At 68.7% G+C, this 19,440-nt stretch carries 18 protein-coding genes, 1 pseudogene and 1 riboswitch; of the genes and pseudogenes, 6 read left to right on the top strand and 13 right to left on the bottom strand.

The features are described 5' to 3' along the window. Nucleotides 1–11 precede the first annotated feature (11 nt). Entirely contained in the window at nt 12–3,443 is a 3,432-nt protein-coding gene (locus NE2_RS23515) for a serine/threonine-protein kinase (RefSeq protein WP_063909463.1), read from the bottom strand. A gap of 243 nt (nt 3,444–3,686) precedes the next feature. On the opposite strand from NE2_RS23515, the gene NE2_RS23510 reads away from it, so the two are divergent. The 3 genes from NE2_RS23510 (at nt 3,687) to NE2_RS23500 (ending at nt 7,496) form a co-directional block, all read left to right on the top strand. Beyond that, nucleotides 3,687–4,532, top strand: a complete 846-nt coding sequence (locus tag NE2_RS23510) for a crotonase/enoyl-CoA hydratase family protein (protein WP_063029595.1) — start codon at nt 3,687–3,689, stop codon at nt 4,530–4,532. A 26-nt stretch (nt 4,533–4,558) separates the two neighbouring features. Continuing rightward, nucleotides 4,559–5,308 carry a VOC family protein gene (locus NE2_RS23505; RefSeq protein ID WP_063029473.1) on the top strand — a complete coding sequence of 250 codons (750 nt, stop codon included), beginning with the start codon at nt 4,559–4,561 and terminating at the stop codon, nt 5,306–5,308. 181 nt (nt 5,309–5,489) lie between these two features. Then, on the top strand, nt 5,490–7,496 hold the full coding sequence (locus NE2_RS23500; RefSeq protein ID WP_063029472.1) for an aconitate hydratase: 2,007 nt from the start codon (nt 5,490–5,492) through the stop codon (nt 7,494–7,496). Between the two features lies 1 nt (nt 7,497). Here the strand turns inward: NE2_RS23500 and NE2_RS23495 are convergent, their stop codons facing one another. From NE2_RS23495 to NE2_RS36405, 6 genes are all read right to left on the bottom strand, one after another. Next, nucleotides 7,498–8,475 (bottom strand): glycine betaine ABC transporter substrate-binding protein, encoded by a 978-nt coding sequence (locus NE2_RS23495; protein ID WP_063029471.1) that lies wholly within the window; start codon nt 8,473–8,475, stop codon nt 7,498–7,500. Beyond that, a complete protein-coding gene (locus tag NE2_RS23490) occupies nt 8,472–9,209 on the bottom strand; it encodes an ABC transporter permease (protein ID WP_106958467.1) in 738 nt (245 codons plus the stop codon). The genes NE2_RS23495 and NE2_RS23490 overlap by 4 nt, the downstream gene beginning before the upstream one ends. Next, entirely contained in the window at nt 9,206–10,492 is a 1,287-nt protein-coding gene (locus NE2_RS23485) for an ATP-binding cassette domain-containing protein (RefSeq protein WP_063029470.1), read from the bottom strand. The genes NE2_RS23490 and NE2_RS23485 overlap by 4 nt, the downstream gene beginning before the upstream one ends. Then, complete coding sequence (locus NE2_RS23480) at nt 10,489–11,133, bottom strand: ABC transporter permease (RefSeq protein WP_063015547.1); 645 nt, start codon at nt 11,131–11,133, stop codon at nt 10,489–10,491. The genes NE2_RS23485 and NE2_RS23480 overlap by 4 nt, the downstream gene beginning before the upstream one ends. Nucleotides 11,134–11,298: 165 nt before the next feature. Then, entirely contained in the window at nt 11,299–11,547 is a 249-nt protein-coding gene (locus NE2_RS37710) for a hypothetical protein (protein WP_063029469.1), read from the bottom strand. Between the two features lie 100 nt (nt 11,548–11,647). Further along, complete coding sequence (locus NE2_RS36405; RefSeq protein WP_063029468.1) at nt 11,648–12,319, bottom strand: TetR/AcrR family transcriptional regulator C-terminal domain-containing protein; 672 nt, start codon at nt 12,317–12,319, stop codon at nt 11,648–11,650. A 213-nt stretch (nt 12,320–12,532) separates the two neighbouring features. Here NE2_RS36405 and NE2_RS36400 point away from each other — a divergent pair, with 213 nt between their 5' ends. Continuing rightward, nucleotides 12,533–13,132: a hypothetical protein gene (locus NE2_RS36400; RefSeq protein WP_167356775.1), complete on the top strand. Its 600-nt coding sequence runs from the start codon at nt 12,533–12,535 to the stop codon at nt 13,130–13,132. A 6-nt stretch (nt 13,133–13,138) separates the two neighbouring features. Here NE2_RS36400 and NE2_RS23460 read toward each other — a convergent pair whose 3' ends face one another. Further along, on the bottom strand, nt 13,139–13,900 hold the full coding sequence (locus NE2_RS23460) for a 1-acyl-sn-glycerol-3-phosphate acyltransferase (RefSeq protein WP_063029465.1): 762 nt from the start codon (nt 13,898–13,900) through the stop codon (nt 13,139–13,141). 173 nt (nt 13,901–14,073) lie between these two features. Here NE2_RS23460 and NE2_RS23455 point away from each other — a divergent pair, with 173 nt between their 5' ends. Next, complete coding sequence (locus NE2_RS23455; RefSeq protein ID WP_063029463.1) at nt 14,074–14,454, top strand: DUF488 domain-containing protein; 381 nt, start codon at nt 14,074–14,076, stop codon at nt 14,452–14,454. A 37-nt stretch (nt 14,455–14,491) separates the two neighbouring features. Here NE2_RS23455 and NE2_RS23450 read toward each other — a convergent pair whose 3' ends face one another. The 3 genes from NE2_RS23450 to NE2_RS23440 are packed head-to-tail and all read right to left on the bottom strand — an operon-like array spanning nt 14,492 to nt 16,137. Then, nucleotides 14,492–15,049, bottom strand: a complete 558-nt coding sequence (locus tag NE2_RS23450) for a histidine phosphatase family protein (protein WP_063029461.1) — start codon at nt 15,047–15,049, stop codon at nt 14,492–14,494. Next, the gene (locus tag NE2_RS23445; protein ID WP_063029459.1) at nt 15,046–15,900 is read right to left on the bottom strand and encodes a CbtA family protein; all 855 of its coding nucleotides are present in this window, start codon (nt 15,898–15,900) and stop codon (nt 15,046–15,048) included. Before NE2_RS23445 ends, NE2_RS23450 begins: the two co-directional genes overlap by 4 nt. Nucleotides 15,901–15,921: 21 nt before the next feature. Continuing rightward, nucleotides 15,922–16,137, bottom strand: a complete 216-nt coding sequence (locus tag NE2_RS23440) for a CbtB domain-containing protein (protein WP_063029457.1) — start codon at nt 16,135–16,137, stop codon at nt 15,922–15,924. Nucleotides 16,138–16,193: 56 nt separating this feature from the next. Next, nucleotides 16,194–16,268: riboswitch (cobalamin riboswitch) on the bottom strand. 159 nt (nt 16,269–16,427) lie between these two features. Here NE2_RS23440 and ligD point away from each other — a divergent pair. Next, a complete protein-coding gene (gene ligD, locus NE2_RS23435) occupies nt 16,428–17,396 on the top strand; it encodes a non-homologous end-joining DNA ligase (RefSeq protein ID WP_063029455.1) in 969 nt (322 codons plus the stop codon). Nucleotides 17,397–17,963: 567 nt separating this feature from the next. On the opposite strand, the gene NE2_RS23425 is transcribed toward ligD, so the two are convergent. Next, nucleotides 17,964–19,043: an NAD-dependent epimerase/dehydratase family protein gene (locus NE2_RS23425; RefSeq protein ID WP_063029591.1), complete on the bottom strand. Its 1,080-nt coding sequence runs from the start codon at nt 19,041–19,043 to the stop codon at nt 17,964–17,966. Between the two features lie 5 nt (nt 19,044–19,048). Further along, a pseudogene (locus tag NE2_RS36395) lies at nt 19,049–19,440 on the bottom strand (hypothetical protein); the annotation flags it as partial.

The raw sequence follows: 19,440 nt of genomic DNA, 5'->3' as shown, positions 1-19,440 counted from the left end.
CGGCCGCCGATTCACCCGAGGTGGTCGAGGACGGCCCGCGGGAGCGCTATCGCTTTCTGTCCCAGGGCATTTCGCGCCGTGCCGGCCGAGAGCCGCCGGACGACGGCGAGCAGTGCCGGGCCCTCGTCGAGCAGCGGGCGTACCAGCCCCACTTCGACGCAGCGGCGCAGGGCCGGCGCGAGAACCGCCTCCGCCTCCTCCGACCGGCCCACCGTCTCGAGACAATTCGCGGACAACAGCGTGGCGCACAGGGCGGCGCGCGGGCGCGCGACGGCATCGATCGACTGTCGCAGGGCATCGGCGCGGTGCAGTGCCCGTTCGGGATCGACCCGTAACAGCCACCGGACGGCCGCTTCCTCGGTGAGCTCACGAATCGTCGTGGCCACGCCGTCCTCCGCTGCGCGGGCGCCGGTCGGCTCGCCGGGCACGATCTCACCGATCCCCAGCCGGATCCGCTCGAGTTCGATCCGTGCCGACAGTCGCGGCAGGGCGTGTGCGGTGGCGACCTCGGCGCCGTCGGCGAGCAGTCGCTCCGCGGCCGAGTGATCCCCGCGCAGCGCTGTGAGACGGGCACCGGTGCCGTAGACCCCGGTCAGGAAATCGACTGTGCCGCCCTCGAATCCGAATTCCACCGCGACGTCGAGCAGTTGGTGCGCCTCCGCGATCTCGCCGCGGTCGTAGAGGAAATCGCCGAGTGCGGCCGAGGCCAGGCGGGCGGTGAAGGAACTCTCCCCGGTCGTGGTGCGCGCCAGATGCAGCGCCGTGCGGAAATGCTCCTCGGCCGCCGCCTCGGCGAGTTGCTCACGCGCCGCCATCCCCGCGAAGCAGTGGCTGTACATGATGCTCAGCGCTCCGGTGATGTCGCGGAAATAGATCCGGCCCCACCGGTGCCATTCGTGGACGCGGTCGAAGTCGAATCGGTGCAGCGCGGCGAAGGCGCCCAGATTGGCCGCCGCCGCCAGCACGAACGGCGGCAGCGAATCGGCGCGGGCGCGACTCTGCTCGACGGTGTCCTCGAGGCCGTCGAGGTGATCGGCGAGCGCCGCCTCCACTCCGCACAGAATCGACGCCTCGACCGCCAGATCGGATTTCCGATGTCCCGGAGGCTGTTTCGCCGAATCGGCGGCCAGCGCCAACTGCAGTGCGGTGTGCATGCGACTCGGTCGGCGCAACAACACCGCCGCCCAGGCCAGCGCGATCTGCAGGGTCGGATCGCCCGCCGCGTCGGTGACGGGCAGTTTCGCCGCCAGCGCGGCCAGGGTGGCCAGATGCGAATGCTGCACCAGTTCGCGAGCGTGCGCGGAGACCAGCGCCACCGCCCGCTCGGGTTCCCCGGCTGCCATCGCATGGTCGATCGCCTCGCTGAGCATGTCGTTGGCGGCGAACCATTCGGCGGCGCGACGGTGCAGCCGCGGCACACGTTCGGGATGGTCGCGCTCCAGCCGCTGCCGCAGGAAATCGGAGAACAACGTGTGATAGCGGAACCATTCGCCGTCGTCGTCGAGGCGGCGCAGGAAAAGGTCCCGCCGCTCGATGTCCTCGAGCAGCGCCCGTCCGTGCGGCCGTCCGGTCAGCGCGGCGGCGAGCGGTCCGCAGATCTTCTCGGTGACAGCGGTTTCCAGCAATGCGGTCAGCAATCCGGGCTCGAGTGCGTCGAGCACGTTGTCGGTCAGATATTCGCTGATCGCCTGGTGCCGTCCGGACATGGTGGCGATCGCGGAACCGGGGTCCTCGCGGCCGCGCAGAGAGATCGACGCCAGTTGCAGCCCGGCGACCCAGCCGTCGGTGCCGGTCCGCAGCCGGTCGATATCGGCGTCTTCCAGTGCGAGCCCGCCCACCCGGGTCAGGAAGTCCGCCGTCTCGGACTCGTCGAAACGCAGGGCGGCGGAGTCGATTTCGATCAGCTCGTCGCGCACGCGGATGGCCGAGAGCGGTAGTCCGATCATCTCGCGGCTGGTGATCAGCAGCTGCAGATGGTGGCAGGCGTTGTCGAGCAGGAAACGCAGCGCGGCGGTGGTATCGGCGTCGGTGACGCGATGCCAGTCCTCGATGATCATCACGAGCCGCTCGCCGTCGGCGTGGATGCGGTTGATCAGCGTGGTCAGCACGTAGCGCATCACATCGTTGCCGTGTTCCTCGACTACGCGCAGCAGTTCGGTGGTCAGGGCGGGCCGCGCCCGGCCGACGGCTTCGATCAGGTGCAGCAGGAACCAGACCGGATTGTTGTCGTCGTCGTCGATGTTGAGCCAGCATGCGGCGACCCCGCGATTCACCATCCGCTGCGCCCACTGCGCGGCGAGCGTGCTCTTGCCGAAACCGGCCGGCGCGTGCACGACGATCAGGCGCGGCCAGCGCTCGGGATCCATCGAGTCCAGCAGGCGGGGACGGCGCACCAGCGGGCGCGGGGAGAGCGCGGGATGGAATTTGGTTTCGGCGGTCGGTGGTGTCGTCACCAAATCGGCCGGGGGAAGCAGACCGAGTCGGGTCGGTTCTCCGACGCGATCGGCGGGCGCGGGTTCGGCCGCCGGAGTCTCCGGTGCCGAGATCGCCATCTCGTCCACGCGCAGTCCGCGGTGGCGTTGCCGCTGCTGCGCTCGCTCACCGAATTCCATCGCGGAGACCGGGCGCCCGCCCGGGTCGGCGGCCATACTCTCCTCGATGAGTTCGCAGATGTCGTCGGGGATGCCGCCGGGGCGCAGGTCGGGAATCGGTTCCTCGGTGATGCGCAGGAACTGGGCGACCAGTCGTTCACCGGAGCGGCGCTGGTAGGCGGCGTGGCCGGTGAGCATGCAGAACAGCGTGGCGCCCAGACTGTAGATGTCGGAGGCGACCGACGGGGTGCCGTCGCGCAGGACCTCGGGAGCGGTGAACGCCGGTGACGCCGTGACCACTCCGGTGGTGGTGCGGAAGCCGCCCTCCACCCGGGCGATGCCGAAGTCGGTCAGCTGTGGTTCGCCGTAGTCGGTGAGAAGAACGTTGCCCGGCTTGATGTCTCGATGCAGGATCCCCGCCCGGTGCACGGTCTCCAGCGCGCCGGACAGCTTCACCGAAATGCGCAGCGCGGTCGTGATATCCAGCGGCCCGCCGTGCTGGATCCGCTGTTCCAGCGAGCCCCTCGGGTGATACGGCATCACCAGATAGGGCCGTCCGTCGCCGGTCGTGCCGACCTGCAGGATCGCGACGATATTGGGGTGTTCCGGCAGCCCGCCCATGGCCCGCTGCTCGCGGAGGAATCGTTCGACATTCTCGTCGCCGAAATCGGGTGCGGCGCTGAGCACCTTCACCGCGACGATGCGGCCCAGTGCGAGTTCGCGGCAGCGATACACCACGCCGAATCCGCCCCGTCCGATGATGTGGGCATCGGCGAACCCGGCCGCTCGCAGACCGTCGTCGATCACCAGGGAGCGGTCGCGCTGGGTCGCCATGGAATCCTTGTCGGCCATCGGAACCGTTTCCGTCTGTACTGCTTGTCGCGGAGCCCGTCGCGCTGGCATGTCAAGTATAGGCTCGGCCTGCGCGGATGCCGGTGGCCGAGTCCGCTCGCCCGCCCGGTCGGCGGGCGCCGTTCGGGCCGTGCGGCGCGCGTGTCGAAGGGGCAGGCGGCGCAACGGGATTCGCGTGCGGTGCCGGGCGGGGCCCGGTGACGGGGATGGTCACCGCCCGGGGCTGCTGGCATGCTGTCCGATATGGCCGACATCCGCTGGGAAATCTCCGACTCCATCGCCACGATCACGCTCGATCGCCCGCAACAGCTCAACGCCTTCACCACCGCGATGGGCGAGGAACTGATCGCCGCCCTCGACGACTTCGACCGCGACGACCGGGTGCGCGCGATCATCGTGACCGGGGCGGGACGCGCGTTCTGCGCGGGGGCGGATCTGTCGGCCGGAGCCGAAACCTTCGCCGCCGAGACGACCGATACCTTCCGTGACGGCGGTGGTGAGGTGGCGCTGCGGATGTTCGAATCGCAGAAGCCGATCATCGCCGCGGTCAACGGACCCGCCGTCGGCGTGGGCATCACGATGACCCTGGCCGCGGACTTCCGGCTCGCCGCCGACACCGCGCGTATCGGATTCGTCTTCAATCGGCGCGGCATCGTGCCGGAATCCTGTTCGAGCTGGTTCCTGCCCCGCCTGGTGCCCATGCAGACCGCGTTGGACTGGGTGTACTCCGGCCGGCTGGTCGAGGCCGACGAGGCCTTGGACGCGGGTCTGTTCTACGCCCTGCATCCGGTTGCCGATTTGCTGGACCAGGCCCGGGCGCTGGCGCGACGGCTCACCGAGCATTCGGCGCCGGTGTCGGTGGCGCTGTCGCGGCAGATGCTGTGGCGCGGCCTCGGCGCCGAACATCCGATGATCTCGCATCGCGTCGAATCGCGTGGTATCAACCAGCGCGGTGCCAGTGCCGATGCCCGCGAAGGCGTTTCGGCGTTCCTCGAGAAGCGGCCCGCGCAGTTCCCCGACAGCGTCGAGCGCGACCTGCCCGATGTGTTCGCCGGTGAGCTCGCGACCCCGCCCTTCCGGCCCGCCTGATCCGTCCGACGAGCCTGGAGGAGCGCATGATTCGCTGGAGCTGGATGTACATCGACCGGCCCGCCGCACGTTTCGACGAGGCGTTCGCCTTCTGGGCGGCGGTCACCGGCACCCGGTTGTCGGCCCGCCAGGGTGAGCACGCCGAGTTCGCGACCCTCGACCCGGCGACCGGCGACGCCTACCAGGCTGCGCAGGCGGTCGGCGGGGACGGGGGCGCCCATCTCGACATCGATGTCGTCGATCTCGACCGCGCCCGCCGCGCGGCGCGCGATCTCGGCGCGACCCTGGTCGCCGACCACGACACCTGGTCGCTCGTGCGTTCACCGCACGGCCTGCCGTTCTGCCTGACCACCGGTGACGGGCGGCATATCCCGGCGCCGGTGGCCGGGCCCGACGGCACCCTCAGCCGCGTCGATCAGCTCTGTTTCGACATTCCGCCCTCGGGCTACGACGGCGAGGCCGCCTTCTGGTCCGCGCTCACCGGCTGGCCCGTGCAGCGCACCGGCCGGTCCGAGTTCGCCCGGCTGCTCGTGCCGGCGCGATTGCCGATCCGAATCCTGCTGCAGCGCTTGGACACCGACCGGGAGCCGGGCGCCCATATCGACATCGCCTGTGCCGATGCCGAGGCGGTGGCGGCCTGGCACGAATCCCTCGGCGGCCGGCGCGTGCGGCGCGGCGCGCAGTGGCTGGTGATGAACGACCCGGTGGGCGGGGTGTATTGCCTCACCGAGCGAGACCCGTTGACCGGCAAGATGTTTCGCCGCGGACGCGGCTGAACGGACTGCTGCGGGACGTCGGGGCATCGCGGTCACCGCGCTCCACGGGCGCGACGAGTTTCGGGGCGGGCGACGAAATGGCGGCGAGCCGGCGGGGATCGGCGCATCCTGGAAGGGACATCGCACCAACGACCGCGCCCGAATCCGGCGATCCCGCCAGGACCGGCGCAGAGGAGGGCAGATGACCGATCAGGAGATCCGCGGGGACGGCCCCCGCAACGTCGCGCAGAAATTGATCGGCTCCCACCTGGTGTCGGGGCGAATGCGTCCGGGGGAGGAGATCGCGCTGCGTATCGACCAGACCCTCACCCAGGACGCCACCGGCACCCTGGTGATGCAGGAACTCGAGGCACTCGGCCTCGACCGGGTGCGCACCGAGCTCAGCGCCCAGTACGTCGACCACAATCTGTTGCAGACCGACGACAAGAACGCCCAGGATCACGAATTTCTGCTGTCGGCCTGCCGCCGCTACGGGCTGTGGTTCTCGAAGCCGGGCAACGGCGTTTCGCATCCCACCCATATGCAGCGTTTCGGCAGACCCGGCGCGACGATGGTCGGGTCGGACTCCCATACGCCGGCCGGCGGATCGCTGGGCATGCTCGCGATCGGCGTCGGCGGTCTCGAGGTCGCGCTCGCCATGGCCGGTGAGCCGCTCTACATCACCATGCCGCAGATCTGGGGCGTTGAACTGACCGGTGAGCTGCCGCCCTGGTGTTCGGCCAAGGACGTGATCCTGGAAATGTTGCGCCGCCACGGTGTCAAGGGCGGGCTGAACCGGATCGTGGAATATCACGGCCCCGGTCTGGCGACCCTCACGGCGATGGACCGGCACGTGATCGCGAATATGGGCGCCGAACTCGGCGCCACCACCACGGTCTTTCCCGCCGACGACGCGGTGCGCGACTTCCTGCGCGCCGAGGACCGCGCCGGGGACTTCACCGAACTGCGGGCCGACGAGGGCGCGACCTACGACGTCGACGAGCACATCGACCTGTCCACGATCGAGCCGCTGATCGCCAGGCCGTCCTCCCCCGGGGATGTGGTGCCGGTGCGCGAGGTCGCCGGCGAGCCGGTGGCGCAGGTGGTGATCGGGTCCTCGGCCAACCCCGGGCTGCGTGATTTCGCGATGGCCGCCGCCATCGTCTCCGGCCGCCAGACCCACAGCGATGTCAGCTTCGACGTCAACCCGTCTTCGCGCGAGATCTTCGAGGATCTGACCAAGATGGGCGCCACCTTCGAACTGATCCGCGCCGGGGCGCGCATCCATCAGTCCGGATGTATGGGGTGCATCGGTATGGGGCAGGCGCCGGCCGTGGGCCGCAATTCGCTGCGCACCATGCCGCGCAACTTCCCGGGGCGCTCGGGCACCGACGAGGACGCGGTGTGGTTGTGTTCGCCGGAGACCGCCGCCGCATCGGCGCTGACCGGTACGATCACCGATCCGCGCGATCTGGCCGACGAGCTGGGCCTCGACTATCCGGTGCTGAATCTGCCCGCACAGGCGTCGGTCAACACCGCGATGCTGGTGCCGCCGCTGCCGGTGGCGCAGGCGCGCACAGTGGAATTGGTGAAGGGCCCCAACATCTCCGCGCTGCCGGACTTCGATCCGCTGCCCGACGTGATCGAGGCACCGGTCCTGCTGGTGGTCGGCGACAACATCTCCACCGACGACATCTCCCCGGCCGGAGCGCGGGCGCTGCCGTTCCGCTCGAATATTCCGAAACTGGCCGAATTCGCTTTCACCCGTATCGATCCGGACTATCCGAAGCATGCGGCCGATATCTCCGGCACCACCGGACATGTCATCGTCGGCGGAGACAACTACGGGCAGGGCTCGTCGCGGGAACACGCCGCGATCGCGCCGAGGTATCTGGGGCTGCGGGCGGTGATCGCGAAATCGTATGCGCGCATCCACTGGCAGAATCTGGCCAATTTCGGCATCGTCGCGCTCGAATTCGCCGATCCCGCCGATTACGACCGCATCGGAGTGGGCGACGTGCTGCGCATCGAGGGGCTGCGTTCGGCACTCACCGCCGGTTCCGCGATCACCGCCCGCGATGTCACCGCGAATGTGGATATCCCGCTGCGGCACCGGCTTTCGGACCGGCAGGTGGAAACGGTCCTGGCCGGCGGCATCATTCCGCGGCTGGCGGCCGCACAGGCGGCGCGGGAGATGTCGACCCCATGAGCTACTCGATGAGCTTTTCGCTCTTCAACCAGTCGTAGGCGACATCGGCGGGATCCTCCCCGTCGATATCGACGCGGCCGTTGAGTTCCTGCATCAGATCATTGGTCAGGCGTTCGGAAATCGTGCCCAGCAGCTGTCGCAACTGCGGATAGCGGTCCAGGATCTCACCGCGCACGACGGCGGCGCCGCTGTAGGGCAGGAAGAATTTCTTGTCGTCGTCGAGCACGACGAGATTCAGATTCTTCACCCTGCCGTCGGTGGTATAGATCATGCCGAAATTGCACGGCGAACTCTTGGCCGTGGCGGTGTAGACGACGCCGGCGTCCATCCGGGTGACGTTGCCGGTGGGCACGCCGTTCGGATCGTTGTAGGGGATGCCGTATTTCTGCAACATCGGAATGAAACCGTCGGCGCGACTGAAGAATTCGTCATCGACACAGAACGTGCGCTCGCGCACCGGCAAGGCCGCCACATCCGACAGCGACTTCACCCCCAGCCGTTGCGCGGTCGGCGTGGACACACCGAACGCGTAGGTGTCGTTGAAATTCGCCGGTGGCAGCCACTCCAGATCGTGCTCGCGCTTCTCGATGTCGTGCACGCGCTGCCAGAGTTCCTGCGGATCGGAGATCGTCTCGGTTTCGTTGTGGTAGTTGACCCAGCCGGTGCCGGTGTACTCCCACAGAATGTCGGCGTCGCCGTTGAGCTGAGCCTGCCGCGACGACGCCGAACCCGGTGCGCCCGTCAGGTCGGTGACCTTCGCGCCGGCCGCGGCCAGATAAGTCGCGGTGATCTTGCCCAGCAGCACGCCCTCGGTGAAACTCTTCGACGTCACCACGAGTTTCGCGCCGTCGAGCGGTCGCTGTCCGCCGGGCAGGCTCGCGTCGTGGAAGGTTCCCGACGAGCTCACCAGACCGCATCCGCCGAGTATCGACACCGCGAGGACGATCGCGCACACCGCCAGGGCCCGTGCCGATCTCATGACACACCTCGCGGGGTCGCGGCCAGTTCGGCGAGTCTGCCCAGCCAGTCGATGATCAACGCCAGCAGTCCGACCAGGATCGCTCCGGACACGAGCAGTTTCGGCAGGAACAGCGTGACGCCCGTGGTGATCAGCGTGCCGAGGCTGGTGGCGCCGATGAAGGTGCTCAGGGTCGCGGTGCCGACCAGGATCACCAGGGCGGTGCGCACCCCGTTGAGGATCACCGGCACCGCGAGCGGCAACTCGACTCGGACCAGGGTGCGGGTGGCGGAGAACCCGATCCCGCGCGAGGCCTCGATGGTGCGCTGATCCACCTGCCGCAGGCCGATGATGGTGTTCTGCAGGATCGGCAGGATCGCGTACACCACCAAACCGACGACCGCCGTACGGAATCCGGTGCCCAGCCAGAAGGTGAACAACACCAGCAGCCCGACCGCCGGCGCCGCCTGGCCGATATTGGCGATGTTGACCGCGATCGGCTCCAGGCGTTTCAGCGCGGGCCGGGTCAGCGCGATACCCAGCGGAATCGCGACGACGACCACGATCACCGTGGCCACCACGGTCAGCTCGATATGCGACCAGATCGTGGTCTGCAGGTTGGACCAGGCCAGCGAGGCCTGTTCGGTCGGGGTGAATGTGGTCGACCGATACCAGACGATGTAGCCGATTCCGATGACGAGGATGATCAGCGGCTCGAACCAGACGTCCATCGGCAGCCGGCGCAGGCGGGTCATGATCGCCCGGCCGATTCGTGTTCGTCGTCGTCGGCGGCGACCACCGGCGTGGGCGCGGGATCGGTTCCGTCGACGTAGGTTTCGTACGAGGTGTCGTGTTCCTCGGAGCGCACATCGGCGAGTGCGGCCTGGATGGTCTCGGTCACCGCGCCGATGCCGATCGAGCCGACGACCGCGCCGCGTCCGTCGGTCACCAGGGCCGCACCCTGACTGGCCGCCAGCATCGCGTCGAGGGCGTCGTTGAGGGTCGAGGAGCGAGCGACGACCGGCAACCGCCGATCGAGGTAGTCCGACACCTCCGGTTTGCTCGCCAGTTCGGTGAGCGAGGGCCACGACCGTGGCCGTCCGGCATCGTCGACGACCACCACCCAGGTCTGCCCGGCGGCCCGCGCGCGCTGGATCACCGCCTGCGCCGGCTCTCCGATGCGGGCGGTGACCACGTCGTCCCATTCCACGTCGCGCACCCGCTGCACGGTCAGATAGGCGAGTTTGGCGCCGGATCCGACGAATTCCTCCACGAAGGGCGTGGCCGGTGCGGTGAGGATCTCCTCGGGCCGCGCGTACTGCTCGACGTGCCCACCCTCGGACAGGATGAGCACCTTGTCGCCGAGTTTGGTGGCTTCCTCGAAATCGTGGGTGACGACGACGATGGTCTTGCCGAGTTCGTGCTGAATCGCGATCAGGCTGTCCTGCAGGCGAACCCGGGTGATCGGGTCGACCGCGCCGAACGGCTCGTCCATCAGCAGCACCGGGGGATCGGCGGCCAGCGCCCGCGCGACACCGACCCGCTGCTGCTGTCCGCCGGACATGTCCTTGGGCAGCCGGTCGGCGAAGACGCCGGGATCCAGGCCGACGAGTTCGAGCAGATAGTCGGTGCGTTCGGCGATCCGCTTCTTGTCCCAGCCGAGCACCCGCGGGATCGCGCCCACGTTCTTGCGCACCGACCAGTGCGGGAACAGGCCGCCGGATTGGATGACGTACCCGATCGACTGCCGCAACTTGTCCGGGTCCTCGCGGGTGACGTCGCGCCCGCCGATGAAGATGCGGCCCTCCGTCGGTTCGATCAGCCGGTTGATCATCTTCAGGGTGGTCGTCTTGCCGCAGCCGGAGGGGCCGACGAAGGCGACGATCTGTCCGGCCTCGATCTCGAGGTCGAGGCGGGCGACGGCCGGTTTATCCTGGCCTTTGTACCTCTTCACGACCGAGTCGAGGACGATGGACGCCCCGGTGACATTGCGTTCCGGCGTCGCCGGTCCGGGCCGGTCGGTCACAGCGTCGGTCATGAGAGTCCTTTTGCGATGGTGAGGCGGCCCAGCAGAACGAGTAGCGCGTCGAACACCAGCGCCACGATGACGATGAGGATCGTGCCCGTGGCCGCCGTCTCCAGGGCGTTCGCGCCGCCCAGGCGCGACAGGCCGTTGAAGATCAGCGATCCCAGACCTGGCCCCAGGACGTAGGCGACGATGGCGGCGACACCGACGATCATCTGCGTGGAGACGCGGATACCGGTCAGGATCACCGGCCACGCGATCGGCAGTTCGACGGTGAGCAGGATGCGGGTGCGGGAAAATCCGATTCCGCGTGCGGATTCCACCACCGAGGCCGGTACCGAGCGCAATCCGACGATCGCGTTGCCGATCACCGGCAGCGCCGCGAAGAACGCCAGCATGATGAACGACGGGACGACGCCCAGCCCGAACGGCACCAGCAGCAATGCCAGCAGCGCGAGCGACGGAATGGTCAGCGCGACCCGGCTCGAGGTGAGCGAGAGCTGCGACAGCAGCGGCAGCCGGTAGACCGCCATCGCGATGAGCACGGCGACGATCGTGCCGACCAGAACCGTCTGAAACGCCAGTGACGCATGCTGATAGGTGAGGAAGGCCAGAGTGTCACCCCGCCCTCGGATGTAATTCCACAGGTTCACGGGACTCCCATCGTCAGCCCTCTGCCGCACCCGTCCGCGCGCCGCCGCCGGACGCCGGTGTGTCAAAGACTAAATGACAGTACGGCTCCGGTTCCGCACGCCGCGCGGTTCAGGCCGCTCGCGGGAGCGACTCCACGCGGGAATAGGCCTGTGCGTCACCGGCGATCACCGTGCTCGCCCGGCCGTCGACGCCGACGGGTGTTCGCCGGTCTCGGGATGGACGCGCACCACCGGATGTTCGGTCTCGAAATAGCGGGAATCGAATTCGGTTCGGTACGAACGGGTTCCGTCGTCGGGTCGGTCGGTGTCGGCGTCCAGGGAGCCGCCGAGGCGCACGCCCTCGATCCGGGCGCCGATGTGGTTTCCCAGCCGGACCACTCGCACCGGGGTGCCGGTTGCCTCGTCGACGGACATCGCACGACCTCTCTTCCAGCGTGTCGGACGTCCGGTAGGTAACCACCCGGTGGCCGGGCCCGGCCAGCGTTACGGTCACCGGGATCGAAATCCGGGAGTCTCAGGCCCGGCCGCGTGCCTCGAGCTTGCGTTCCAGCCCGGCGATCACGAGCTCGAGGTCGAATTCGAACTGCTCGCCGACGCGCGCGGCGCTCTCGCGGGTGGTCGCGACCTGGCGCAGGAGTGGGAACTCTTGTCCCGCTTCCGAATTCAGGGTCCGGGCGACATGTTCGGCCTGGATGTCGACGTGGCCCCGGGTCGCCTCCGCGGCCTCGCGCGCCGCCGAGTACGCGATATCGGCGAGCAGTCGCAGCGTGCGCCCGGCCTCCATCGGCTCGAATCCGGCGCCGACCAGCGACTGGAATATCCGCTCGATCTCCGCCAGCGTCGACAGGCCGCCTCGGCCACCGAATCGCACATAGGAGATCAAGACGCCGACCTGGGTGAGGGCCTCGGCGACCGCGGCGGCGAACAGCCGCAGCAGTTGCCGCCAATCGCCCTCGGCGGGCAGGGCCAGGCGGCGGATCTCGGTTTCGAAGGCGTCCAGCGCGACCAGTTCCAGCAATCCGTCGCGGTCGCTGACGTAGTAGTTCAGCGATTTGCGGTCGACGCCCAGCGCGTCGGCGACCGCTTTCATGGTGAGTGTTTCCGGCGGCAGCGCGCGGGCGGCCGCGACGATGCGATCCCGGCTCAGCCGGGGCGGACGCCCGCGGCCGCGCCGCGATGTCTGCACGATTCCAGTCCCGGACCCGGTTGTATTCCCGCCGCTCACCCCTCTCAGGCTACGGCTGCCGGCGGCGGGTCCGGACAACACGCCCGGTGGATGGATACGAGTTCGGCCAATATTTTCTCCCGCTGGGGGAAAATAAACTAGTCTCTGCTCGGGCGATGTGGGCCGCCCGAGGCGGGGGAAGGCAGTGGTGGTTGTGATCGGAACGGAAGTGCTATGTCTGCTGTGTCGCACCGGTACCCAACGAACGCCCACGCGGCGGAAGCTCCGCGCGAATGCGCCGTGGCCGAATCCGGCCGGCGCTCGCTGCGATATCAGCTGGTCGTGGTCGCGGACAATCCTGTCGAGGTCGTCTCGCGCGCCGGCGGCTGGCTGTTCGACCGAGCGGTCGCCGGCTGGGAGGTCACCGTCGCGGTCGATGCGCCCGGCGACATCCGGCCGCTGACGATTCTCGGGCTGGGCGTCCTGGATCTCGGGTGTGTGCTGCGCTGCCGGCGGCAGGTGCCGATACCGCATGCTTTCGCGGTCGCCGGAGATCTGTCCGCACTCGGCGAACCGGCGCGCGAGTGGGCCCACCGGTATCTGGGTAGCGCACGCACCGATGTCCGGTTCTGGGGCGATACGGAGTACCGCGACACATCGTTCGCGCAGGCCTCGCCGACGCGGTACGTGCCGACCCGTGCGGCACGAGCCTTCAAGGCCTACGCGCTCGAGGCGGTGGGCATGCGGCCGCCCGCAACCGATGTCGAATTCTTCCGCGCGGTGGTGGGTGCGGTGGCCGCGGGGTCGGGGGTGCGCACCCTGCCGGCCGGTTGAAGCGAATTACCGGACGGCCGCGATCGCCCCGTCGAGTGCGCGCTGCATCCGGCTGCCGACCACCCGGGTGATTTCGGCCGGTCGCTCCGGGAAATCCGGCAGCGGCTCGTCGAGGTAGAACGTGGCGCGGCCGTCGGGGCCGTAGGTCAGGCCGAGGAAGGCGAAAACCGGTGCCGCCCCGGCCTTTCGGGCGCGTGCGGCGATGTGGCCGATGCCGGTGCCGATGGTCTGCACGCGGGCCGGATCGGTTTCGTTGCAGGTGCCCTCCGGGAACAACGCGAGGTCGTCACCATCGACCATGCGCCCGACGCAGACGTCCATCAGTTGCTGGCCGGCGGCGTAGGCGGCGCGTGGGCCGTGGTCCTTGCCGCGGAACACCGGGATGGCGCCCATGATGTCGATGCGCGACCGCTGCTCCGGCTCGGTGAACAGTTCGTCTTTGGCCAGCACACGGATATGGCCGATCCGCGGCCGGAACACGCTGCGCCAGGCGAAGGCGGCCACCGTGCGCGGATCTTCCACGCTGACATGGTTGATCGCGATGATCATGCGGCGGTTGTCGCGGATCAGCTGCCGGATCGCCGCGCGGGCGCCGTCCGCATAGCGGACCGTGGGACGTTTGCGATACGCGGTGATCGCGTAGAACAGGCGCGCGCGTGTGCGGGGCGCGCGGTGGGTGCGGTAGTACTCGTAGACGGCATCGCGATTGTCGAATTCGACCGACGGGGGCGCAACGACGGGATCGGCGGTCGAGGTCGGGACGTTCATTCAACCTACGCTACCGTAACCTACGTCTGCGTAGGTAGAGGTAATCGCAGCGGCCGTGGCGAGCGGGCGAAAGACGCTGCTCCCGTGACTACCCTCGAATGTGGGAAGAGGGGGGACCGGCTATCCCGCGGCGCGGGAGCCGGACGATACGGCCGACCGAAGGGAGCAGCGCGATGGCGAGTGCACAACCGCGGGTTCAGGTCCGGCGGATCTACGACGATCCCGATCCCGACGACGGAATGCGGGTGCTGGTCGATCGCCTCTGGCCGCGCGGGATGAGCAAGGAGAACGCCCACCTCGACGAGTGGTGCAAAACGATCGCACCCTCGACCGACTTGCGCACCTGGTACGGGCACGATCCCGCCAAATTCGACGAGTTCGGTCGCCGCTACCGCGAGGAGCTCCGAAATCCGGAACGCGCCGGCGAGCTCGACCACCTCCGCGAACTCGCCGGGCGCGGCATGCTCACTCTGCTGTCGGCCACCAAGCGGATCGACATCAGCGAGGCGGCCGTACTCGCCGATCTGGTCGGGAAGAAGCCGGCGTCGCACTGAGGTGGCCGGGGTGTAACCGGTTGTGGCACCTGCCCGCTCACAGCGGATTCGCGGTGTGCCGCACGGTCCAGGCGGCGCCGCGGCCGTGCAGTGTGGTGGCGCTGAGTGGCGGAATGTCGATGCGCCAGAACGATTCCGGCGGCGCGGCGAGGGCGAGCAGCACACTCGCGCGGACGACGGCGGGATGGGTAATCGCGACGATGCGGCTTCGGTCGGCGACCACCGATTCGAGCCAGTCGCGCATCCGGTCGAGCAGGTCGGTGATCGCTTCACCGCCGTGGTCGCGGTAGGCGGGATCGGACATCCAGGCCATGAGGTCGGCCGAGTTCAGGGAGTCCAACGGCCTGCCCGCCCACTCGCCGCAGTCGAGATCACGCAGGGCGGGTTCGGCGGTCGCCCGCAGACCCAGCAGGGTGGCGGTCGCGGCGGTCCGCAGTTCCGGCGCGGCCAGGACCCGGTCGGCCCGCGGCGCCGCGGGGGAGGCGGCGTCGCGGGGAAGCTCGGCGAGTGGTTCGTCGACCGGGAAGCGGGCCGTCCGCATCGCCTCGGTCATGCCGTGGCTGATCAACGTGAGCCGGGTGACGGTCGCGCTCATACCGCCGCTGCCGGCGCGGCCGCGGCCGATTCGTCCGCGCGCCGGAACAGCCGCGGCGTCAGTGTCGCGAAACCCACGCCGATGACGGACCACAGAATGACCTGCGCGGCAAGGGAATAGAAGCGGAAGTAGTACAAATCGTCGGCGGGGAACCCCGGATAGACGATCCGGCCGCTCGAATCGGTGAGCGGCCCGGGTGTTTCGGTGGCCGCGTCGCCCAGTGCCCGGTTGGCGGCCAGATGCCCGAGTGAGGGAAGCAACGCCGCGATCGCGGTCACCACCACCGCGAACGCCAGGCCCGCGGCGATGGTCGCCGTCCAATTACCCAGGCGCGCTTGCAGTTTCCGCCCCAGCCACACGGCGCCCACCGCGCAGACCGCGGCGATCACCACCATCGACAGGTACAGGCCGGTGCGTTGCCCGATCGTGTCGGGATTGCCGATCGAGGGCGGATTGGCCGGATATTTGAGGAACGGCACGGCGTACAGCACGCCGAACATGCCGCCCGCCACGGACAGCGCGAGATTGCGCGGGCTCAAACTGCCGACGCGGCCCATGAACAGGCAGTACACCACCGCGAACAGCGCGCCCATCGCGGCGCCGAAGACGACCGTGCCGAAGCCGAGACCGATGGTCGACTGCACCGACCGGGTGAACAGTTCGCTCTCTTCCATGCCGGCCATCGAATGTCCGGCGGCCGCTTCGAGTGTCGTGTGCGCCGCGTCGCGCCCGCCCTCGTAGTCGATGGCCCGATCGATGATCGGCTCGGCCAGGATCCGCGCGAAGACGAAGGCCGCCAGCCCGCCGATCGCACCGACCAGCACACCGCGGGCGATGATTCGTTTTTCCATTGTGGGCGCTCGATCCCGCGGTCAGTGGCAGGGGTAGCCGAGGAAATGCCGTGCGTCGTGGACGAATTCGTGCACGTGCATATCGTCTCCGAAGATCGAGACCGCGCCCTGATCGATGCCGATGAAGTAGAGGGCGAGCAGAGCCAGGAGCGTGGTGCCGCCCAGCCGCAGGGCCGTCGTGGGAATGGAGAGCCGAATCGACTCCAGGCCGGACCGGGGAACATAGGACGTCGCCATGTGACTCTCCTCCGGGGATTGCGCGTCCCCGCTCGATGGTGGTTACCACGCGATCCGAGTATCTGACTCACATTCCGCCCGGCGAAACGCTCACAGTGGCGCGACCGTCCCGGATTTTCACCGGGTTCCTCGAATCGTCGCTCGCACAACCATACGAAATTGCCGTTCGGCTGGTCAATCGGCGGGTTGCGAGATCGGGTCGTGACTGAAGTGTCAGCGTCATCGGCTCTGTAAGAGGAGGATTCAGGGTAGTAACCGAGAAATAGCCATTGATCGAAAGGTGGGCACTCATGAGTGGATTGCCGCGATACGCGGCGATGCTGGCGACCGCCGGCGCTCTGCCCGCCGACGGTGCGGCCTGGGCGTACGAGGTGAAATTCGACGGTATCCGCGCCATCGGTTACGTCCAGCGGGAATTGCGGCTGGTCTCGCGCAACGGCAACGATGTGACCGCCGCCTGGCCGGAGTTCGCCGACCTCGCGCCCGCAGTGCCGCCGATCGTCGTCGACGGCGAAATCGTTGCCTTCGCCGCCGACGGCCGTACCTCCTTCGCAGCCCTGCAACCGCGGATGCACCAGCGCAATCCGGCCATGATCCGCGCATTGACGCGCTCGGTACCCGCCACCTACCTCATCTTCGATCTGCTGCACATCGGCGACCGCCCGCTGATCGACCTGCCGTACGAGCAACGCCGCGGCCTGCTGGAACAACTCGGCCTGCGCGGTCCGAGCTGGCGCATCCCGCCGCGGCTGACCGGTACCGGCGCCGATGTGCTCGCCGAATCGGCGCGGTTGGGGCTCGAGGGCATCGTGTGCAAGCGGCTCGACAGTCCCTATCTGCCGGGCCGGCGCAGTCCGCTGTGGACGAAGGTCAAGAACGTGAAAGATCAGGAGATCGTCATCGTCGGGTGGCGGCCCGGCGCCGGCCGTCGCGCGGGACGCATCGGCTCACTGCTCATGGGCGTGCACGACGAGACCGGGGAATTGGTCTACATCGGCAATGTGGGGACCGGTTTCACGCAGGCCATGCTCGACGATCTCCAGGCCCGGTTGCGTCCGCTGCGACGACAGGCCCCCACTGTCGCGGCGCCGGTGAAGGACGCGATCTGGGTGGAACCCGAACTGGTGGGCGAGGTGTCGTTCACGGAGCGGACCGGCGACGGGCGCCTGCGCCACCCGTCCTGGCGCGGCTTGCGGCCGGACAAGACGCCGGACGAGGTCGAAGTGCCCGGGCGCGCCGACAGCGCGCTCGATTCCTGAACGGGAAAGGGACGATTCGACCACACCAACTCCCATTGCGGCAGGAAAGTGTCGGACTGGACGGACGAGGGACAGGCGACCGTCTATACGGGCGACGCGACACAGTGTCTCCGCCGAAGAACGGGCCGGACAACGTGTTCGGGGTCCTGGTCACTCTGCGTAACGGCACGGGCAGCGTCGAAACCACCCCGCCGACCGCGATGTCGTTCCGAGACGAGCTGCCGTTTCGGTCGGGTCCGCCGGCAACCGAATTGCTGCTGCATCAGCCCGGTACCGGCAACGGGTTCGCGTTTACTCGCCTGCGCGATCCGAAGTGTGCGGACGGCAGTAGCCGGGTGGTTTCGGCGACCTATCACTATGAGGAGTACGGCGGAACGAGCGACAGTCGGCTTCGGGGCAAGGTCTCTCGTGGCAAGTAACACGCGGCATCGACCTCGACCCGGACTGCATCGCGATCATCTGCATGCACATCGTCGATCACCTCCTACCTGTGGTGTGAATCCCCCACAGGTCCCACGCGGCGGCGAAACGCGTGGTTCAGCGTGTGGCCGGGGCGCGCGGGGACGCTCACAGGTCCGCGCCCCAGCGGTCGACCGGGTCGGTGCCGCCGACACCGGAGGCGAATTCCCGCACCCGCAGCCGCCCGCCGGCGTCGGACGCCAATGGTGGTGTGGCGCCGCCGGATCCGTGACTCATACCGGTGAGGACTTCGCGCAGGGCGGACACGGCGTCGATGCGCGGCGTCCAGCCCAGATCGCGCCTGGCCCGGGTGGTATCCATGATCGGCAGGCGCATCATCGCGTCGAACAGTTCGGGCGGGGCGGGGACCAGGCGCAGGCGCCAGCCGACGGCCAAGGCGGCTCGCACGGCCCCGGGTGGTACGGAAACCGTTGGCGCATCGAACAATACGCCGAGTTTCGCGCGGTCGATCACTGGGTCGGCCGCGAGGTTGAAGGGGCCGTGCACACTAGGGTCGACGATGGCGAGACTGTAGGCGCTGCCGATGTCGTCGGCGTGCACCGCCTGCAGCCGCAGACCCGCCGGCACGGGCAGCACCGGAATCAGCGGCGGGCGCAGCACACTGCCCGGAACCAGCGGGCCGGCGAACAGGCGGCGCTGCTGGCTCGCGGAGGCCTGCTGGAATGTGAAGGCGGGCCGCATCCGCACCACGCGCCGGTCCGGATGCTCGTTCTCGAACAGATCGAGCAGACGCTCGACGTAGGCCTTCTCTCGCATGTACCCGGCCGGAGGCCAGCCCTCCGTGGGCCAGTCCTCGCCGACGGGATCATCGTGGTGCGCAGGGGAATACGCGCCGACCGACGACGCGTACACCAGTGACGGAACACCGGCCTCCGCGACCGCGCGCAGTACCCGTTCGGTGCCCTGTACGTTCGCGCGCCAGGTCTCGAGCGGCCGATGCGTCGGCTGGAACAACCACGCGAGATGGACCACCACATCGGCGCCGCGGAATTCGGTGAGCAGATCGTCGCAGCGTATGTCGGCACGCGCCCACCGCACTCCGTCGATCGGTTGCCGCGGCAGCCGCCGGGCCAATCCGACGATCGCGTCGATCTCGGGACGCCGCGCCAGCGCGGAGACCACCGCGGTACCGACGTTTCCGGTGGCGCCGACCACGACCACACGCATGACCGTCACCTCCCTCCCGGCGAATGCGACTGTGCCGCTTGGAGCGCGCGGGCCCGCGCGGTGAAGTCGATGCGGAAGTTGTCGAAGGTGATCGGCAGCGCCGCCGCGGGGGTGGGCTGCGGGTGCGAGCGCAGCTCGAGATCCAGTTCGTCGATCAGATGCGCCAGCAGGCTCGTGGTGAGGAACAGAGCCAGATCGCGACGTAGGCGACGCGAGACGTCGGCGGGATCCAACGGCACCAGCACCCGCCGGCCGGGCAGCACCAGTTCGACCGGGCCGCTGCCGAATTCACACCGCAAGCGATGCATCCTGCGGACCGCGCGGTCGTCGGCGCCGACGCGCTCCAGCAGCGCCATCATGCCGCGGCGCCGGGCGATCACCCCGGCGGCGACCGGTG

Origin of the sequence: Nocardia elegans NBRC 108235 (assembly GCF_001612845.1) — a bacterium.
Lineage (GTDB): Bacteria > Actinomycetota > Actinomycetes > Mycobacteriales > Mycobacteriaceae > Nocardia > Nocardia nova.
The sequence above is the reverse complement of the archived record's forward strand: the minus strand, read 5'-3'. Positions and strand labels throughout refer to the sequence as shown.

What these genes read in the sequence shown, in the direction of transcription:
- ligD (WP_063029455.1), top strand. Translation starts at nt 16,428, where the DNA reads ATGAGTGGATTGCCGCGATACGCGGCGATGCTGGCGACCGCCGGCGCT.
- NE2_RS23460 (WP_063029465.1), bottom strand. Translation starts at nt 13,900, where the DNA reads ATGAACGTCCCGACCTCGACCGCCGATCCCGTCGTTGCGCCCCCGTCG.
- NE2_RS23505 (WP_063029473.1), top strand. Translation starts at nt 4,559, where the DNA reads ATGATTCGCTGGAGCTGGATGTACATCGACCGGCCCGCCGCACGTTTC.
- NE2_RS23440 (WP_063029457.1), bottom strand. Translation starts at nt 16,137, where the DNA reads ATGGCGACGTCCTATGTTCCCCGGTCCGGCCTGGAGTCGATTCGGCTC.
- NE2_RS36400 (WP_167356775.1), top strand. Translation starts at nt 12,533, where the DNA reads ATGTCTGCTGTGTCGCACCGGTACCCAACGAACGCCCACGCGGCGGAA.
- NE2_RS23495 (WP_063029471.1), bottom strand. Translation starts at nt 8,475, where the DNA reads ATGAGATCGGCACGGGCCCTGGCGGTGTGCGCGATCGTCCTCGCGGTG.
- NE2_RS23455 (WP_063029463.1), top strand. Translation starts at nt 14,074, where the DNA reads ATGGCGAGTGCACAACCGCGGGTTCAGGTCCGGCGGATCTACGACGAT.
- NE2_RS23500 (WP_063029472.1), top strand. Translation starts at nt 5,490, where the DNA reads ATGACCGATCAGGAGATCCGCGGGGACGGCCCCCGCAACGTCGCGCAG.
- NE2_RS23450 (WP_063029461.1), bottom strand. Translation starts at nt 15,049, where the DNA reads ATGAGCGCGACCGTCACCCGGCTCACGTTGATCAGCCACGGCATGACC.
- NE2_RS23485 (WP_063029470.1), bottom strand. Translation starts at nt 10,492, where the DNA reads ATGACCGACGCTGTGACCGACCGGCCCGGACCGGCGACGCCGGAACGC.
- NE2_RS23425 (WP_063029591.1), bottom strand. Translation starts at nt 19,043, where the DNA reads ATGCGTGTGGTCGTGGTCGGCGCCACCGGAAACGTCGGTACCGCGGTG.
- NE2_RS23490 (WP_106958467.1), bottom strand. Translation starts at nt 9,209, where the DNA reads ATGACCCGCCTGCGCCGGCTGCCGATGGACGTCTGGTTCGAGCCGCTG.
- NE2_RS23445 (WP_063029459.1), bottom strand. Translation starts at nt 15,900, where the DNA reads ATGGAAAAACGAATCATCGCCCGCGGTGTGCTGGTCGGTGCGATCGGC.
- NE2_RS37710 (WP_063029469.1), bottom strand. Translation starts at nt 11,547, where the DNA reads ATGTCCGTCGACGAGGCAACCGGCACCCCGGTGCGAGTGGTCCGGCTG.
- NE2_RS23510 (WP_063029595.1), top strand. Translation starts at nt 3,687, where the DNA reads ATGGCCGACATCCGCTGGGAAATCTCCGACTCCATCGCCACGATCACG.
- NE2_RS23515 (WP_063909463.1), bottom strand. Translation starts at nt 3,443, where the DNA reads ATGGCCGACAAGGATTCCATGGCGACCCAGCGCGACCGCTCCCTGGTG.